An 18,344-nucleotide genomic window follows, 5' to 3' on the forward strand; every position below is an offset into this window, starting at 1 on the left:
ATAAATATGAGTATTTTATCTGTAAAGAACTTGAGTCATGGCTTTGGTGACCGTGCGATATTTAATGATGTTTCCTTCCGTTTGCTTAAAGGAGAGCATATCGGATTAATCGGTGCAAATGGCGAGGGTAAATCAACGTTTATGAATATTGTGACTGGAAAACTACAGCCTGATGAAGGCAAGGTGGAATGGGCGAAAAAGGTCCGTGTCGGTTATCTTGATCAGCATGCAGTTCTACAAAAAGGAATGACGATTCGGGATGCTTTAAAAGGTGCATTTCAATACCTCTTTGATCTTGAAGCGGAAATGAATGATATTTATAACAAAATGGCAGATGTAACACCTGAGGAACTTGAATCATTACTTGAAGATGTAGGAAATATTCAAGAAACTTTAACGAATAATGATTTTTATGTTATTGATGCAAAGGTGGAAGAGGTTGCCCGTGGTCTTGGATTAGATGATATCGGTTTGGAACGTGATGTTCAGGATTTAAGCGGTGGGCAAAGAACAAAAATCTTGCTTGCAAAGCTGCTCCTTGAAAAGCCTGATATATTATTGTTAGACGAACCGACAAACTATTTGGATGAGCAGCATATTGAATGGTTAAAGCGATATTTGCAAGAATACGAAAATGCATTTATTCTTATATCCCACGATATCCCGTTTTTGAATAGTGTCATTAATCTTATTTACCATATGGAAAATCAAGAATTAAATCGCTATGTTGGGGATTATGATGATTTTCTTAAAGTATATGAAATGAAGAAACAGCAACTTGAATCCGCTTTTAAAAAGCAGCAACAAGAGATTTCTGAGCTCAAGGACTTTGTTGCGCGTAACAAAGCAAGGGTATCGACGCGAAATATGGCAATGTCTCGTCAGAAAAAGTTAGATAAGATGGAAATAATCGAGCTAGCTGCGGAAAAACCAAAACCTGAATTTAACTTTAAAGAAGCAAGAACTTCAGGCAAAGTAATCTTTGAAACTTCGGACCTAGTAATTGGATATGAGGAAGCACTTTCAAAGCCTCTTAATCTACGGATGGAGCGCGGACAAAAAATTGCACTCGTTGGTGCTAACGGGATTGGTAAAACAACTTTATTAAGAAGTATTTTAGGAGAAATCAAACCAATTTCCGGATCTGTTCAACTAGGGGATTATTTATTTACTGGATATTTTGAACAAGAAATGAAACAGGCTAACTACCAAACTTGTATTGAAGACGTTTGGAATGAGTTCCCGTCCTATACTCAATACGAAATACGTGCGGCGTTAGCAAAGAGTGGCTTAACTACTAAGCATATTGAAAGTAAGGTTGAAGTGTTAAGTGGTGGGGAGAAAGCGAAAGTTAGGCTTTGCAAGCTTATTAATAAAGAAACGAACATTTTGGTATTGGATGAGCCAACAAACCATCTTGATGTAGATGCCAAGGAGGAGTTAAAACGCTCCTTAAAGGCATACAAGGGAAGCATTCTTCTCATTTGCCACGAACCTGAATTTTATCAGGATGTCGTAACGGATGTTTGGAATTGTGAGTCATGGACAACTAAAATATTTTAAGAAAAATTCCCGTTTTTATTAACGGGGATTTTTTTACGAATAGAATTCTAATTATTCAAATTACTTTATATAATTAATTGGCATTAGGAAAAAGGAGGTGAAAAAATGACACTTTATGGATTTGTTTTACTCATTCATCTTATTTCTGCTGTAGCAGGATTGGGTTCTAGCTTTGCCATGCCTTTGGTGATAAAATACCCAAAAACAGTGGAACAGGCGAAGTTCTCCTTGCTTTTAAATAAGCATATTGAAAAACTAGTAAAATTCGGAAGCATTGGCCTATTGGTAACAGGACTGATTCTCGGATTTCTCCACCTCGATCTTTTCAAACAAGGCTGGTATATTGCTGCCATCGTGATTTATATTCTTGTACAACCAATTGTTGTAGGAATTATTCCAAAAAGACTAAAACAAATGGAACAAATTCTTGAAGAGCATAACGGTGAAGACATTCCAGATAACTATCAAGAGCTGAATCAAAGTCTTCGTCCATATCATTGGACCATCCATATAGCAGCAATTATTTTAATCATCTTAATGGCTGTCAAACCATTTTAACTTTTGTAGGATAAGATTGTTGGCCGTTCTGCTTGATCTCTCTTTTTTGCTCTTAAGAATAATAATACCGCAATAGTAGTCGGCCAATATGCCATACAAAGTTTAGTGCAGATCCTCATGATTTATAACATTGCCTCCTATTTTTATCTTCTAATCATTTTCTAATCACCTTTTAATCAACTTATAATTTATGTAAAATTTATATTTATTCCTACTATTATAACATTTTCGTATTCATGAAATTTTCCTTTACCTATTATTTTTCGCGTGCTAATATACTTATCGGTAGACATATTTTTCAAACAATTAATTAGGAGGTTTAATATATTATGAAAAAGCAATGGTTAATCGCCTTAGGACTTGCTCTTGTGGTTGTACTTACTGCAGCTTGTTCTAACAATGATTCTTCTAAATCAGATTCAAACAATAAAACAGAATCAGCAACAAATGTAAAAGCAGATATGATGCAATTTTATATGAATCTTGTGGATAAAATTAATTCTGCTGATCAAGACTTAAACGCTTATGAATCAGCATTATCTGCGGATCCACAACCACCTGCCAAAGATTTAGCTGACTTAAAAGATAAGGCAGCTGCGGCAGCTCCAAATGTTGTAAATAACATTAAAGAAGTGAAGATTCCTGCTGGATTAAAAGACAAGAAATCAGATCTTGAAGGTGTTCTTAAAGATTTAGAGGATTCTTATCAATTAAAAGCAGATGAATTGAAAAAAGATCAACCATCACTAGATGATGCTAACGCAAAATTTGATTCTGCTGATGAAGCTCTAGGCAAATTATTACAAGACGCTGGTCTTGCAAAAGCTAGTTTAAATAATGACGTAAATTCTTAATAAATAGAAAAACAGCAGCCATTTGGTTGCTGTTTTTTTATGCTCTTTTCTTAACATTTCTTGATTTTGTAATCTTAATCTCATAATTTTTTGTTACTGCTTTACAATGGGAAATCCTTTTAAAGAAAAGATGCCCAGAAACTAAAATAGGATTATACAAAGTAAGGTAAGCAACAGGTTAAAATCGACTTTTGTATTTTAATACTTTATACGAAATAGTATTATTCTAATACAAAATCACCAGAAGATGTTCTTACCTTTAGCTTAATGGCACCAGTCGAAATTTTCCCAACAATTATGTGGTCAGAATTTACCGAATACTGCACACCCTTTAGCTTCACTTTTCCATCTCCAGAATTCCCTTTAAAATTAATATCCAATGGAAGTTCCCTTTGTTCTGTTTGTACTTTAACTTTAACATCACCACTTGTGGTTTCAACAGATATTTCTTTCATTTTATCATTTGGATGAATATTTATATCACCTGAGACTGCTTTTGCGTTGATAATACCTGATATATGGTTTAACCTTATATCTCCTGAAGAACTGGAAACACTAGCAATTTTAGAATCTTGTTCATTCGTATTAATGTCACCGCTAGATGATTGTACTGTCATTTGATTCTCAACAATTCCATTGCCTATTTGTATATCTCCCGAGCTAGATTTAACACTTAGATGTTCTACATGCAAGCCTTTAGCAACAATATCTCCTGAAGATGTCATTATAGATATAGATTGATAAATATTTTCCGGTATGCTTACCAAAAGTTTTGTTTTACTAAACGCCATTAAACTTATATTAAAATATTGCTTTCTTTTTATTTCAATATTTATTGTGCCATCATTCTTTTCAATATTAAGCTGAAACTGGTCTTTCATATTCTTGCTCACATGTCCGTCTAGTTTAATAGTTATATCCTTTTGATGAGATGGTTCTACCTTTACATCTGTTGAAGATGAAACAACTTCTATATTATTAACTCCATTTCCGCTAACGATTTCTTTTTTATTTATATTTGTGGTTTGAAATGGATTTTTCACTACAAAGGACACAATAGAGCCAACAATGCCAATCAAAATGAGTATGCATCCGCTATATATAATTTTTTTCATCCCCGATTACCTCCCTGTTATAACTCGTATATTAAATTGAATATATTTCGAAATAACCTTGTAAAGGAACTTTCCTATATAAAATGAACATACGCCTAGTATTAAACCGATGCCGCATAATACTAAAGTATTAAAGATTTCAAAGCTAATCCCTTCGTATTCACCTATAAGTACTGAGTAAACAAACAACAAAGGCGAAAGTGTAAAGGAAATAGAAATTACCCATAACCCAATATATACTCCAATAATCCCCATTACAGGTCCTACGATGAAGACTAGGTTAAAAAATCCTATGCCAATAGCGGAAAGTATTGTACGAGTAATGTTAGGTGCTTTTCCAGTGTGATCAGCTTTTGAAATTTTATAATCCGCTAGTAAATCTTTCGCAATATCGTTAGGATCACCAAGTTCCTCAATAATTTCTTGCTCGCTCTTTCCATTCTCTAGGCCAATAGTAAAATGCTCCTCAAAGTCATACATCATATCCTTCCGGTCCGGTTCCGGAATATTGGTTAGAGCAGCATCAAGTTTTTTGAAAAATTCATTTTTCCCCATGATTTGTCCCCTCTTCAATAAATTGATTAACCGCTGTAGAAAATTGGTGCCATTCTCTTATAAGCTCATTCATATAGACTCTCCCGCTATCTGTAAGCGAATAATATTTACGCGGAGGGCCCTCAGACGATTCGGAAAGATAGGTTGTTAAAAAATCCTCTTTCGTTAATCTTCGCAGTAATGGATATAATGTGCCTTCTGCCACTTCTATCTTATTAGATATACTTTGTGCTAATTCATATCCGTATTGGTCTTTATTTGAGATTATAATTAATACACATAATTCAAGTACGCCTTTTTTAAATTGAACATTCAAACTTTCCACCTCCTGAACATTATCCACTATTAATTAATGTTCAATAGTAATTTGTAACTATATAATAATCGATACTACTGATTAATGCAAGGTACTAAATAAAAAATAATACAAAATTAATTGCAAAGTGTGGGTAGGTGCTTTTCCCTCGCTATATTACAACCATAAAAAGACTTCTCCAGAAAAAACACCTACCCACAACTAGTGCGACTAGAGTTATTTATGCCACAAAAGAAAAAAATCAGATACAGTTGTATCCGATTTTTATTTCCCATCAACAATTTTCCCCGCCACTACATCCTTTTTATGCGGCTCAACATTTAACTCTCGGCAAATTTGTTTTAGCTTTCTTTCTTCTCGTTCTGTTACAATCGATATTACGGTTCCCGATGTCGAGCCTAATCTGCCCGTTCTTCCTGAACGATGGATAAATTGCGATAGGCTTTCCGGAAAATCATAGTGAATAACATGAGTTAATCCCGATAAGTCTAAACCTCTTGCAGCAACCTCTGTTACTAACAGATACTGTGTTTCCCCTTGCCCAAACAACTTTATTGCCTTTGCACGCTCTTCTTTTTTCAAATCACTGTGAAGCTCTCCAACAGATACTCCTTTAAACTGAAGTTTTTCTGCTAATACAGAAAGATTTCCAATATCTCTTACAAAGACAAGTGCTTGAAATTTGCCCGCTGCGCTAAGTTTTCGAAGAACATCCATTTTCTCTCTAGCGTCACATAAAAAATACTGATATTCCACTTTAGGAGATTCCTTTACAGTGATATTAATAAGTTCAGGGTTCTTCATCATTGCACTTGCTCTCTGAATTGCTTCTGGTGTTAATGTCGCAGAAAACAGAATGAGCTGGCGATCACCTAACGTAGATTTCACAATATTAGAGATTGGTTGTTTATATTCAGGCAACAATAATTGGTCCCCTTCATCCAACACGATCATTTTCACTTCATGCATTTTTAACTTTTTCTGCATAATAAGTTCATTGATACGCCCTGGGGTACCAACAACGATTTGTGGCCGTTTTTTTAACTTCTCCAGCTGCCGTTTTACATTGGCTCCCCCTATAAAGGAAGCTGCTAATATTTCTGTCCCTTCCGTCCATTTTTGGATTTCCGCGAGGATCTGCATCACTAATTCTCTTGAAGGTGCAAGAATAACTGCTTGTACCCCTTTGTTCTCTTGATTCATTCGTTGCAGAAGAGGTAGCAAGTAAGCAACCGTTTTTCCGGTTCCTGTTGGAGAGCTAGCAATAATATCCTTGCCTTCTAAAATGAATGGCATGGCTTCTGATTGAACTGCTGTTGGGTTTTCAAACCCTGCCTTTTCCCAATTTTCTTTTATAAAAGCTTGAAATGATTCTAAACTTGAATTTCCGTTCAACATGTCGACTCCTTTTATCATAATACGGTAATCGTACCAATTATTTACTTTTCGTAATTTATTTTAACTTCTAAATTGCCTTAGTTTCAGGGCATCTTTTCTTAAATGGGCTACCCATTCTTAAGTTGAATAAAGAAGTTTTTAAAACTTTCATTTACAACAGGAACAAACTATAAGAAAAGAGCCTTAATAACTTGATATGCTTAATCATACACTAATGTTCCAATCCAAGACAAACCTCTAACAATTCCTATCCTTTTATTCAACCTCATAATTGGTATTAATATGGACATAATTAAAATGAAAAAATATCCGGTGTTAGGGGAATGGGATTGTGAAGCAATTGTTTAAATTAAGCTCCTCTTGGTTTCCTATTTGGTTAATTTCATTATTGATGCTAATCATGGTATGTGTTTACCTCCCTATTTTCAAAGGTGCAAAACTAAATATGTCTGATGTTCCTCTCATTATCGTGAATGAAGACAAGGGGAAAGTTGGCGATACTATATTATTAAATCTTATCGAAAATAAAAATGGAAATTCCTTCAAATGGGTTGTCGATAAAAACAGGAAACAAGCATTAACGGATTTAAGAAATAATAAAGCATATGGAGCATTGATTATTCCTCCCAACTATTCAAAAAGTCTTGGCCATGTACACGACACACTTATCACTGGTATTAGGAAAGGCAAAGCCGCTAAATTAGAAATTTTATTGAATGAAGGGATTGGACAAACTGCTTCCATGATTGCGAGCAATACTCTTCAAACCGTCGCTTTATCCACTTCTAAAGGAATTAGCAATGATTTTAAAAAAGAACTATCTCTAAATGGAATCACATTAGCACCGGAAAATGCCTCCTTATTAGATAACCCCGTTCAAGTAGTATCCAAAAATGTGCTTGGGCTTCCAGTTAATCTTAATAAAGGCATGACACCGTTTGTTATGGCACTTATATCATCCATCACAGGGATGTTAGGTGCGAATATGATACACGGTTATCTTTTGCGGGGAAATGGAACCTTGAAGAAAAAGGGCTCTGCATTAAATGAATCTGAATTCCTTCGATTAGAAATTATTTTTGGTGTGATTTTAACTTTTTGTGTCTCTATTGTGATGCAACTTGGTGTATTTGGACTTTTTGGGAGTGCACATTCTTCGAGCATTTTAATGATATTTTTATTCACTTTTTTCAGCATAACTACAATGTTTTTGTTATTTAAAACGATTGCGGTATTTTTAGGTGGATGGGGAATGTTAGTAATGTTCCCGGTGAACTTTATGGGGATTTTTTCAAGTGGTGGTGCATTTCCACTATCAACTTTACCGATCGTTCATCGATTGTTCAGTTTTATTTTACCTACGAGATATATTGTAGACGGAATTAGGGCATTGCTTTATTATGACGGAAGATTAGAAGCAGGACTTGGGGATGCCTTAGGAGCACTGTCCATATATTTTATCTTGACATTAGCAATTCTAATTACCTTTATTAAACTTACTAGGAAATATGAAGTAGCGGTAGTCGATGAAAGCGGAAAGAAAATGGGAGTAGAAGTTGGGAATGAATTTCCTCATAAATCTTCTGCCCATAAGAGAGAGGAATCATAAAATGTTGCATTGTAACACAGTTTTATTAAAATCACCTCACAAACGAACAATCATTAATATAAATGCTTATTTTTCGTACGCAATATTATATCTAGTTAATCCTGCGATTACAGGAATAATTCCACCGAGTATATAACATGAAATCACTTCTTTATATATAGAGAGATAGGAAACTTCAGTCCATCTTTTTTACAAGTGTTAAACTTTTTCAAAACAGTTCAACTTTATTTCAAAGCTACAAAAAAAGGGAAGTTGAACCATTTATATACATCGAATAAAATACCCTCTAATACAAACTATAGCAAATTTCCTAACCGTCATAATTAGAGGGATTTTCATTCTCGTGAAAACAAAATATTTTATTTTGTTCCCGCAAACGAGTTTAACACAGGTGTTCTTCTCACTTGTGTTGCTTGTTCAAACGCATATGCTAATTTTAATAGTGTTGGCTCACTGTAAGCAGTTCCTGTAAAGGTAATGCTTACAGGCTCACCAGCTTTTGTATAGCCAGCTGGAACGGTTATAGATGGATAACCCGCTTTTGCAGCGATGCTTGCCCCAAAAAACCTAGGAAAAATAATGGCTTCCACTTCTTGTTCTCTTAACACATAATCAATTCCTTGCTCTGTTGATAAATAAATATCCTGTTCTAATGCCTGAATGTATTCTAACTCTGTTAATGTTCCACTTGTTGCCTCAGACATTTTTAATACCATTTGGCCATACTTTAGCATTTTTTCTGGATTCTTTTGATTAAATTCAATAAGTTCTTTTAATGAATGAACTGGCAGACTTGGATCTACTTGACGAAGATAGGCATTTAAATCAGCTTTAAATTCATAGGTTAACACATCATAGCTCCATTTAGTATCGGCTGATGGGATTGATATATCTGATAATCTAGCACCACATTCCTCCAATTGTTGCATCGATTGGTTGATAATGGCTAACTTTTCCTCAGTCAAAAGTTCAAAATATCCTTCCCTTGCTATTCCTAGATTAACACCCTTCAAACCATCCTTTTTCAAAAAGGAAGTAAAATCAACATCAGTTAATTCTGTATTCGTGAAAGTAGCAGGGTCATTTGCATCTTGTTTCGTTAAAGCAGATAAAAGTATAGCAGCATCCTTCACCGATCGAGTCATAGGCCCAGCAGTATCCTGACTATGTGCGATAGGAATAATACCGCTCCTACTTATAAGTCCCACTGTTGGCTTAATCCCAACTAGGGAGTTTTGAGTTGCTGGATTCAAAATGGATCCCGATGTTTCCGTGCCGATAGCTGCAGCGGCAAAATTGGCAGCAATTGCAGCACCTGACCCGGAACTGGACCCACCAACGTCAAATATCCCTGGACCATATGGATTTAAAACTTGTCCACCTCTAGAACTGTAGCCGCTTGGCATATTATCTGCCATAAAATTGGCCCATTCTGTCATATTTGTTTTACCAAGAATAACCGCACCAGCATCTCTTAGCTGCTTTGCGACAAAGGAATCTTGGCTGGCAACAGAGTCAGCTAACGCTAAAGACCCTGCACTTGTATGCATTTTATCATGAGTATCAATATTATCCTTAATAAGAATTGGAATTCCATGAAGTGGGCCTCTAGGACCTTTTTGCTTTCTCTCTGCATCTAAGGCAGCAGCAATATGCAATGCATCTGGATTGATCTCTAAAACTGAGTTTATTTTCGGACCATTTTTATCATAATTTGCAATTCGATTCATGTACATTATGACAAGCTCTTTTGACGATAGCTCACCTTTTTGCATTTTTTCCTGCATTTCGTCAAATGTCGCTTCTACTAGCCAATCATGTTGAAATGTTTCTAATTTTGGATTTTCCATTATTTTTGTCCCCTTTTAATTTCATTGCTGTATAGGATTCTAGAGAAATAGCAAAAAAACCTTTTTATTATTGCTCTTTAAAAGCAAAATAACCTTAGTTTATAAAAACTAAGGTTCCTTTATTTCTTTATTGACTAAGGTATATGCACTGTTTTTATATGCATGAATTTCCAAAAAACTTTTTGTCCATTTGCAGTCCTTAGTTCAATTATATTATTGGATACTTGTTTCACTAACCCTACTTTATCTGGATTATCCCCTAAATCGAATACGAGTAATTTGTCTTCATATTTTTTTAACTGTTCCTCAAATGAACGTGCTAAAGGAATATTGGTAGGAACTACAGGCAGATCTTTATTCTCTAACGTATATGGAGTTAATTGATGGGAATATGGTGTGAACCATTTTAAATGCTGCATGGAAATAAATACCGTTTTGTAGACAGGTGAATAAAATACAATATAGTCATTTAGAACACTAGTAATGTAACCATGGATGGATTTGTTCCCTGTAATATAAAGCTCAAGAAATTGACCTTTTGAATGATTTAACGTTTTTCGATATGAAATTGATTCTGACTCACTAAAAATCATCTGGGTATCTGGAGGATCTTCGGTAATTTCTTTTTCTAATTTTTCTTTGATGCAATGTACATGAATTAAAGGTATATATAAGAATCTCTTTCCATCATAAATGACGATAATATCTAAACCTACATCAATTAATATCCCTGAAATGAATTTTTTTCCTGAAATTTCAATTTCGACTTGTTGTCCAAGTAAGCTTTTTATCCCATTCAATACTAGACCTCCTTTCAATACATGTGGTCATATAAAATGGGTGCATTTTTTTAAAACTGGAAAGAGAATAAGTGGTACAATGTGAGTTGGTGATCCTCCTTTTGTCGCAGGTAATATTTCAACTGAACACCTGAGAGAATCCCCAACTCCCACAAGAGTTAACTGTGTTTTTATCCCACCTAAGAAAATAATATTTGTGCACCAAAATTTATATTAAATAGAAAACTTGATTCTAACAAAAACCACAATGATTACATTGGTTTCCAGCCATAATTAATGGCTTTAATGATATTTCCTAGATTTCTTCTTGAAGATCTATATGAACTACTGCTTGTTCTACGATTCCTACGTCCTCTACTATGATAATAGCTACTAGAACTTCGATATCTACTTGTTCTTCTGCTACTGGTCCATCTGCTGCTGGTCCGTCTACTGCTGGTTCGTCTGCTGCTGGTTCGTCTGCTGCTTGTTCGTCTGCTGCTGGTCCGTCTGCTACTTGTTCTTCTGCTTCTGGTCCTTCTGCTGCTGGTCCGTCTGCTGCTGGTTCGTCTGCTACTTGTACTTCTTCTACTAGTGTACCTTTCTCTACTTATGTCAATATTATCGCTACTATCCCTTATTCCACTCGTATTTCTCTGTCCAGTTGTTGACGACGCAGCAATATACAAACTACTCGATTCGTCTAGGAAATTCTCATTTTTAGTTTCATAGGTTTTAGTTTCTTTGGCTTTAGTTTCTTTGGCTTTAGTTTCTTTGGTTTTAGTATCTTTGGTTTTAGTTTCTTTGGTTTTAGCTGCTTGTTGCTGTTGTTTCATTGCTCCTTTTGGCCCGAAGCTTATGTTTCTTACATGAAATGGTTGAATTCGATATATTTCATGATTATTAGCTAGTGTATAAAATCCTCCAGAACTATCAAATAGTATCCCCTCTAAAGCTTCTGGACCATTTCGATTTATGGACACCCATTTATGCAACATTTGCTGGCAAAGTTGATTAAAATCTGACCCCTTAAGGAAATTGGGCATCATTTCATCATTGATCATTTCCATCGATTCAGACGATTCATCATTGTTTTCTCCATTCATTTGGAGTTCCACAATACTTTTAATGTGCGGTAAGTAATAATAAATGACACCATCATCATCCGTATTAAGAACTAAGTAATCACTTCCGACATCTAAAAGCATACCTTGTTTTGCATCTGGACCACCTTGATTGACTTGAATCGATCTTCTCATAAAACGTTCTAACAAACTTATGAAATCATTTTCTTGATGGAATATAGGTTCTTCTATCTCTTCAACATTCATTGGAATTGAATTATTTTTTGAATCCTCACTTATGCTTTTAATATGTTCTGCCTGATAGTATATAACTTTATTTTCGGAATAGAGTACTAGATAATCATATTGCACATCTAAAAGATTTCCTGTTTTAGACTCGGGTCCGCCTCGATATACGGTTATATTTTTTCCTAATAATGAGTTGGGAATTTTTAAGGTGGGTTGAGACTGAATCGAATAATCATTACTGCTGCTCTCCATTTTTATCCTCCTTGTCATTTATCCATAAGGGTTAAACATATTGTATATATACGTGTCTATTGATTACTTGAAACGGGGTAAATAACTATTTATGCTAATTTCAGCATTTGCCTAACTGTAGCAGAGTCATTATTTTATTTTGGAAGGTGTAATGATGATTGTTGGTGTAGATTGACAATGGATTAGTCAAGTTTAGATATTTTTGATGTAATATAGTTGTTTCTTAAGCTAATAAATTCTAGGATCAAATTCGGCTCTTCATAGAATTTTTCTATATGTTCCTTTTTATAGGGGTCCAATAAAATATAAGGTTGAAGTAAGCTAAATAAATCCCCAATTTTCGGCTTCATATAATCAACGGTAAACTGATTCGATAATATTTCCTTCAAGATGCTTTGATATCTCTTTCTAAAGGAATCCACATCTAGCAGGCGAGCTGATAATGTATTAAACCCTTCGATTCGAACATAATCTTCCTCCATATACCTGCCATTTACATCTCTTCCCCATGTTGCATCATAATCCCATGGAATGATTTCAAATAATCCTGTTTCCCCATTCCGATACAATGCATAGTTATGAACAAAGCCGTCATAATTTTGTGTCAGAACTACCCCTGCTAACCATCTTAAATATTTTTCAACATCCAAATGATGGACAATTTCTTTTTCAAACTCGTTCTTTAATAATGTGTTCGTGACAAAAATAAACTGCTGGAGCTGAATCTCATCACTTTTCTGACCATATTTCATTTCATACCCTAATAATAACGACTTCTTTGTATCATCATCTAATTCACTTATCAGCGAAAAGTTTGCATCTCCGTCCACCGCATAAAATATCGAGCCATTTGGAAGACCTCTTCTTTTCAAAAAGTTTTCATCTACGGATTCTAATTCAAGATAAACACCTTCCTTACGACCATTTAATTGAAGAAATATGAATTGTGACTCTGGAGAAAGAATACCTATATCAGAAAAGAAATCGAGAGAGAGCTTATTTCTTATCATAGATGGATCTTTAAACTCTGCATTCAAATGAATTTCCTTTTTCCCTCGAAAGTTACTAGGTTTATAAAATGTGATATTATAAGATTTTTTCGGGAATTTCCGAATATGAGAGCCACGAAAAACAATATCCACGTCAAATTTTTTATGATTAATGGTCAATTGTCCCGGAACAGGATCTTCATTCCAAATATCCTTCTTCAACTCCCTTAAATCTAAAGGATGAATGTATAACTGATAAGTAAGTAATGAAGCATTTTTTGACATAGAGAAACACCTGCCTTTTTTCTGTGTGAAAAATAGATTGTTGGCGATCTGCTTGAATAAGTGAAATTAGCTCCTCAAATTTCTATAAGCTTTAGATGTGCCGAAAAATAGCGAAGTAAAAGCCAAGTCGCTAACATTTACATACTTGCTCACATGATGTTTTATTTATTGGTATGAAAAAAAAGCAGGCACTGACACATGTATCATTTTTTTTTATAAATATAAACGTTTGTCTCATACATTTTTTTAGGATACACGTACCATATAGCAATGAAAGATATTAAAGAAATCTTTCAAACTAGGAAGGAATTCGTATCTTTTCAATGTTAAAGGAGGTTTCACATGAGTAATTACAAATCTAAAGATATTATAAAAGCTATTGAAGACGCCATCGACTTAGGTTTAGGTGATTTTTTGCGCCAAGATCCAGAGTCATGGATTAGCTCTAGATCATCTCATCATAAAAGATCAAGGCGTCGAACTTCTCGGAGCTCATCACGGAGTACCTCCAGCAGTAGTTCGCGTTGGACATCTAGCAGCACTTCCAGTCGGACACGTCGCCGAACTTCACGACGTACTTCTCGCCGAACTTCTCGGAGCACTTCTCGTTATAGAACAACCAACAGAGTATTCCGTGACGGAAATATGTGGTCCCTTACATTAGTAAAAAAAGAATAAAACGCAAAAAAAAGAGAGGCAAGCAATTCCTCTCTTTTTCTTTGTTAAAAGCCAAATGCCGATTTTAACCTATTGCTTTTCGCCATTTGTTATAGCCCCTAATCAAGCTGGATTTCGAGGCATCTTTTCTTATTATGTTTATTCAATTTTTTTACTCAAATAAGGTTGTTCCCTAGTTATCGTATACAAAAGCAACAAATTTTAAGAAAAGAGCCTCGTTAAATAATTGGCAATTGAATAGTAACCTTTGTTCCTACATTCAACTCACTTTCATATGTTACTTTTCCATTCATTGCTTCTATTATTCTTATAGATACAGCAGTACCTAAACCTGTGCCCTTTTCTTTAGTTGTATAGAATAGCGTACCTATTCTAGTTAGCTGTTCTTTTGACATCCCTCTACCTGTGTCCGATATCTCGATATAAACATAATTATTGGAAAGCTTCAATGCTACTGTAACTGTTCCGCCTTGAGGTGTCGCTTCTATTGCATTTTTTATGAAATTGACCATCGCTTGTTTTAGGAGATTTTTATCTGTGACAATGGTTGGATTTTCAACAACTTGATCGGCTAGGACGACACCTTTTGCAACAGCTAAAGATTGAATTAACATGATAATACCGGAAGTAAAATCACCAAGCTCCATTTTCTCCGTTTTATGTAATTGAGGCTTCGCAAAATTTAAATAGTCACTAATAATGAATTCAGCTCTATCTAATTCACTTAAAACTAATGATACATATTGAAGATTTGTCCCTTTTTCCTCCTTTTTCATAAGTTGTAAAAAACCTTTTACCACTGTTAAAGGGTTTCGGATCTCATGTGCGATGGAGGCAGCTAGCTCACCCATCGTATTTAATTTCTCAGCCTTCGTAATTTCCCCCTGCATCATTTGCTTCTCAATCATTCTTTCATGAAGAATAGATGAACTAACGATACCTACTAATTGCACGACTCCATATATGACAGCAAAAAGAAACAATTCAGTAATCGTCCTCTGCGTATACCCACTTAGTAAAAAATATCCAAAGGTTATGATTAATTGACCAGTAGCGATCCATATTCCGGCAATAATTGCTTGCTTCACTCTTTTAGTTTTAGTTATATTCCAGTAATTTTTGTTTAAGTACAAGGGAAGAATTACAGAAAAGATTAATGATAAATAAGCTATGATTAACCCGTCTCCACCTATCAATGTTCTTTTAATGAAAATGAAAATAAAAACGATTAGACCTGAAATTGGTCCTTCGTATAAAATGGCAAACACTAATGGAACATACCTTAAATCCCAATGCATATCAAATGCTGTAAAAGAAAATGACATCGTTAAAAATGCAGTTACCCCATTTATTAACCCAAATATATAAGGAGAGTTACCGATTTTTCTTTTTTCAAACAACATCGTATATATATGGATGGGTATTAGGATAATTAACATATGTAAAATTATTTTTTCAAGCATCATATTTTATCCATCCTCGTGAATAGCTTTACGATAAATTACGACAAAACAGGTGCTTTCTCCTGCATTCTTTACAATATATTGGAACTGATATAAACAAAACCATTATCCGCAATCTCTTGCATTCCGATAAGTAAATGTTCACAGATCTGCTTTCAATTCGCTGTTATTTAGCACATTTAGGCTTTATTCAAGTAAAACGCCATAGAAAAAGAGTGTCCATATTAGGTTCACTCTTCTTTTCTATATTTTACGAGATACCCTCACAAAAAAGTGATGTATCTTCTATTTGATTAAGCAAAAAACATGATTTGTCTTTTCCAAATAACAATAATCGGTGTAATGGCCTTGTCATCGAAACATAGAGGAGCTTTATATCAATTTCATTGGCTTCAAAAGTTTCATCGAGCGTACATACTATGACTGCGTCAAATTCTAGCCCTTTTGACAAATGTGAACTGACAATCACTATTTGATCCTTATTAATTTCTTCGTTTTCTTTTAAATGCTGAATAGGAAGCGTGGAGTATTGACCGAATAGCTTCGCCAATTTCTTACACTCACTATTGGTCTTTCCTATAACCGCTACTGTCTTTATCCCATCATGATACATTCTTTCAATTTCATTGCAAATCTTTTCGATTGTTGTTTTTTCCGTTGTTGTTTCTATATATACTGGTTTGTGACTGTGGCGAACAACCGGCTCTACAGTTGGGAGATCTAGTTCCAATAGCTTTAAAAGTTCATTTGCAGCATTCATGATTTCGATCGTTGTTCGATAACTTTTTTGCAATGTTTTATAGCTAGCTCGAGGAAAGATCTCTTTATACACGATACTCCAATCATTGATTCCCCGGTAAGAGTGAATTCCTTGTGCAAGGTCCCCTACTATGGTAAACATATCTGTTTCGAGGACGCTCTTTAAAGCAAATAATTGAAAATAGCTATAATCCTGTGCCTCATCAATAACAACATTTTTCACACGTAGCATTTTATCAATTCCAAATAATTTTCCTTGTAAATAAAGAAGTGCTGCTAAATCTTCTATTTCATAACTTCTGTCTGCATAAAGGGAAAACTGATAGTTGCAAAAGAACTCAATTTCTTCTTCGGTTAGGAAGTCGTGTGCATATTTTGCAAAGAGTTCCTGATTGGTGACCAGTTCTTTATAATAATGAAATAAGTCGTGTTTAGGTATTTGTTTTATGTAGGAATTAACTGCGGTTCGAACTTCTTTATTAATTTCTTTTAATGCTTCATCTTTTTTATCTAATGCTTTTGATACATATCTTCGTCTATTTTCAGGATCGGTCCTACTATACAAGGCTTTTTCTAGTTTATCATCGTAAAAATTAGTGATTTTTTCAATCATTGTCTTTTTTTCTGTTCTTACGTGGTTTTGCAGGACTCGTTTTATTTTCTCCACTCGTTGATAATATGGGAGATACTCGTATTCATAGGCAATTAACTTTTTCAATTTGTTTGCACTATAAATCCGAAACTTTGATACATAAAAGTCTTCTTTAGGGAGTAAGGTTTTTAATATATCCTGTAAGTAGCGATCGATAATATCCCGGAATTGCAAGGATCCTTTAAAGGCGGAAATCCATCTCATTAATTCAGGATTTTCGATTTCACGGTTCATAAACTTCAGTAGTTTTTCATCTGGGTGTTTTAATTTTATCTTTTTTCCGATGCATTTTATTACATAATCTACGAAGGTGGTTTGATGAATATTTTCGACTCCCAACTCTGGAAGTACTTCAGAAATATAATCGATAAATAATCGGTTTGGGGCTAATATCATTAATTGATTCGGAGTAAAATGTTCAGCATATGTGTAAATAAAATAGGATAATCGATGCAATGCAATAGTTGTTTTCCCACTTCCTGCAGCACCTTGAACAATGATGGGCTTATTCAGATCAGCGCGAATGACATTATTTTGCTCTTCTTGGATAGTCGAAACAATTTCTGTCAGCCTGTTGCTTGAACTGTTAGCAAGTGACATTTGTAGGAGTTCATCATTTGTTGTTAAATCAATATCGCGAATGTCTTCTAACTCACCATTTTCAATGATAAATTGGCGCTTTTGTGATAAATATCCCTCATATTCTTCCCCTTCTGCCTCATACGAAACATCTCCTAAACGTCCGTCATAATAAAGGTTAGCAACTGGTGATCGCCAGTCTACAATGATCGGCATTTGCGTTTCTTTATCAAATAGAGAAACCTTTCCAATATAAAGAATTTCTTCTTGTTTCGTTTCTTCACGTAAGAAATTAATCTTAGCAAAATAAGGTTTGCTCTCAAACTTTTTTAATCGTTTCACTTCCTCTTCCGTTCTTCTTAAAAGGTTAGAGTTAGTCAGCATACTCATATAACTTAAACTGCTGTCCTTTAAATCTATTCCTTCCAGAGAACTCTTGAGATTTTCCCTAAAGTTTTCTTCCGTGGATTCGGATGCTTTGATCACAATATCCATATATTTTTTCGTAAACTCCAAACGTTCATACTCTTCTCCGTAATCAGGATGCTGCAAAATTGGCACAGGTAATTGCCCCCTCTCTAATGGTAGGTATAGACACAAAAAGGCCATGAATTCAGTAGAAAATTCATGACTATTTTTGTTTTGCACTTTAGAAAAACGTAAAATTTATTATAGTATATTCCTAAATAAAAGTCTAATATTTTGTATAATTCACTTTATTAGAAGGATTATTTTTAAAAATTTATGTATCGTTGTATAGTTTCGTATTATTCGGGG

Annotated in this window: 14 protein-coding genes; 4 read left to right on the plus strand and 10 right to left on the minus strand. The window is 34.6% G+C overall.

Annotated elements, in window-relative coordinates:
• The first annotated feature begins 6 nt into the window (after nucleotides 1-6).
• The 3 genes from AC3WJF_RS06790 (at nucleotide 7) to AC3WJF_RS06800 (ending at nucleotide 2,975) form a co-directional block, all read left to right on the plus strand.
• Entirely contained in the window at nucleotides 7-1,563 is a 1,557-nt protein-coding gene (locus AC3WJF_RS06790; protein ID WP_492450585.1) for an ABC-F family ATP-binding cassette domain-containing protein, read from the plus strand.
• 105 nt (nucleotides 1,564-1,668) lie between these two features.
• Nucleotides 1,669-2,121 carry a DUF2269 family protein gene (locus tag AC3WJF_RS06795; RefSeq protein ID WP_492450586.1) on the plus strand — a complete coding sequence of 151 codons (453 nt, stop codon included), beginning with the start codon at nucleotides 1,669-1,671 and terminating at the stop codon, nucleotides 2,119-2,121.
• Between the two features lie 329 nt (nucleotides 2,122-2,450).
• Complete coding sequence (locus AC3WJF_RS06800) at nucleotides 2,451-2,975, plus strand: hypothetical protein (RefSeq protein WP_492450588.1); 525 nt, start codon at nucleotides 2,451-2,453, stop codon at nucleotides 2,973-2,975.
• A gap of 221 nt (nucleotides 2,976-3,196) precedes the next feature.
• On the opposite strand, the gene AC3WJF_RS06805 is transcribed toward AC3WJF_RS06800, so the two are convergent.
• The 4 genes from AC3WJF_RS06805 to AC3WJF_RS06820 all read right to left on the minus strand — a co-directional run bounded on the left by AC3WJF_RS06805 (nucleotide 3,197) and on the right by AC3WJF_RS06820 (nucleotide 6,359).
• Nucleotides 3,197-4,090 (minus strand): DUF4097 family beta strand repeat-containing protein, encoded by an 894-nt coding sequence (locus AC3WJF_RS06805; protein ID WP_492450590.1) that lies wholly within the window; start codon nucleotides 4,088-4,090, stop codon nucleotides 3,197-3,199.
• A gap of 6 nt (nucleotides 4,091-4,096) precedes the next feature.
• Nucleotides 4,097-4,645 (minus strand): HAAS signaling domain-containing protein, encoded by a 549-nt coding sequence (locus tag AC3WJF_RS06810; protein WP_492450592.1) that lies wholly within the window; start codon nucleotides 4,643-4,645, stop codon nucleotides 4,097-4,099.
• Nucleotides 4,632-4,961 carry a PadR family transcriptional regulator gene (locus tag AC3WJF_RS06815; protein WP_492450594.1) on the minus strand — a complete coding sequence of 110 codons (330 nt, stop codon included), beginning with the start codon at nucleotides 4,959-4,961 and terminating at the stop codon, nucleotides 4,632-4,634. The genes AC3WJF_RS06810 and AC3WJF_RS06815 overlap by 14 nt, the downstream gene beginning before the upstream one ends.
• A gap of 264 nt (nucleotides 4,962-5,225) precedes the next feature.
• Nucleotides 5,226-6,359 carry a DEAD/DEAH box helicase gene (locus AC3WJF_RS06820; protein WP_492450596.1) on the minus strand — a complete coding sequence of 378 codons (1,134 nt, stop codon included), beginning with the start codon at nucleotides 6,357-6,359 and terminating at the stop codon, nucleotides 5,226-5,228.
• Nucleotides 6,360-6,690: 331 nt separating this feature from the next.
• Here AC3WJF_RS06820 and AC3WJF_RS06825 point away from each other — a divergent pair, with 331 nt between their 5' ends.
• On the plus strand, nucleotides 6,691-7,968 hold the full coding sequence (locus AC3WJF_RS06825; protein WP_492450598.1) for an ABC transporter permease: 1,278 nt from the start codon (nucleotides 6,691-6,693) through the stop codon (nucleotides 7,966-7,968).
• A gap of 359 nt (nucleotides 7,969-8,327) precedes the next feature.
• Here the strand turns inward: AC3WJF_RS06825 and AC3WJF_RS06830 are convergent, their stop codons facing one another.
• From AC3WJF_RS06830 to helD, 6 genes are all read right to left on the minus strand, one after another.
• Nucleotides 8,328-9,818, minus strand: a complete 1,491-nt coding sequence (locus AC3WJF_RS06830) for an amidase family protein (protein WP_492450600.1) — start codon at nucleotides 9,816-9,818, stop codon at nucleotides 8,328-8,330.
• 134 nt (nucleotides 9,819-9,952) lie between these two features.
• Entirely contained in the window at nucleotides 9,953-10,618 is a 666-nt protein-coding gene (locus AC3WJF_RS06835; RefSeq protein WP_492450601.1) for a DUF2642 domain-containing protein, read from the minus strand.
• A gap of 251 nt (nucleotides 10,619-10,869) precedes the next feature.
• Nucleotides 10,870-12,162: a hypothetical protein gene (locus AC3WJF_RS06840; protein WP_492450603.1), complete on the minus strand. Its 1,293-nt coding sequence runs from the start codon at nucleotides 12,160-12,162 to the stop codon at nucleotides 10,870-10,872.
• A 182-nt stretch (nucleotides 12,163-12,344) separates the two neighbouring features.
• Nucleotides 12,345-13,436 (minus strand): CotH kinase family protein, encoded by a 1,092-nt coding sequence (locus AC3WJF_RS06845; protein WP_492450605.1) that lies wholly within the window; start codon nucleotides 13,434-13,436, stop codon nucleotides 12,345-12,347.
• 896 nt (nucleotides 13,437-14,332) lie between these two features.
• Nucleotides 14,333-15,580 carry an ATP-binding protein gene (locus AC3WJF_RS06850; protein WP_492450607.1) on the minus strand — a complete coding sequence of 416 codons (1,248 nt, stop codon included), beginning with the start codon at nucleotides 15,578-15,580 and terminating at the stop codon, nucleotides 14,333-14,335.
• A 247-nt stretch (nucleotides 15,581-15,827) separates the two neighbouring features.
• Entirely contained in the window at nucleotides 15,828-18,128 is a 2,301-nt protein-coding gene (helD, locus tag AC3WJF_RS06855; RefSeq protein ID WP_492450609.1) for an RNA polymerase recycling motor HelD, read from the minus strand.
• Nucleotides 18,129-18,344 lie beyond the last annotated feature (216 nt).

It is taken from the genome of Heyndrickxia sp. FW510-T9 (assembly GCF_058781025.1).

Bases quoted from the DNA above. Each gene is read 5' to 3' on its own strand.
- AC3WJF_RS06810 (WP_492450592.1), bottom strand. From the start codon at position 4,645: ATGGGGAAAAATGAATTTTTCAAAAAACTTGATGCTGCTCTAACCAAT.
- AC3WJF_RS06845 (WP_492450605.1), bottom strand. From the start codon at position 13,436: ATGTCAAAAAATGCTTCATTACTTACTTATCAGTTATACATTCATCCT.
- AC3WJF_RS06805 (WP_492450590.1), bottom strand. From the start codon at position 4,090: ATGAAAAAAATTATATATAGCGGATGCATACTCATTTTGATTGGCATT.
- AC3WJF_RS06820 (WP_492450596.1), bottom strand. From the start codon at position 6,359: ATGTTGAACGGAAATTCAAGTTTAGAATCATTTCAAGCTTTTATAAAA.
- AC3WJF_RS06795 (WP_492450586.1), top strand. From the start codon at position 1,669: ATGACACTTTATGGATTTGTTTTACTCATTCATCTTATTTCTGCTGTA.
- AC3WJF_RS06790 (WP_492450585.1), top strand. From the start codon at position 7: ATGAGTATTTTATCTGTAAAGAACTTGAGTCATGGCTTTGGTGACCGT.
- AC3WJF_RS06830 (WP_492450600.1), bottom strand. From the start codon at position 9,818: ATGGAAAATCCAAAATTAGAAACATTTCAACATGATTGGCTAGTAGAA.
- AC3WJF_RS06800 (WP_492450588.1), top strand. From the start codon at position 2,451: ATGAAAAAGCAATGGTTAATCGCCTTAGGACTTGCTCTTGTGGTTGTA.
- AC3WJF_RS06840 (WP_492450603.1), bottom strand. From the start codon at position 12,162: ATGGAGAGCAGCAGTAATGATTATTCGATTCAGTCTCAACCCACCTTA.
- AC3WJF_RS06850 (WP_492450607.1), bottom strand. From the start codon at position 15,580: ATGATGCTTGAAAAAATAATTTTACATATGTTAATTATCCTAATACCC.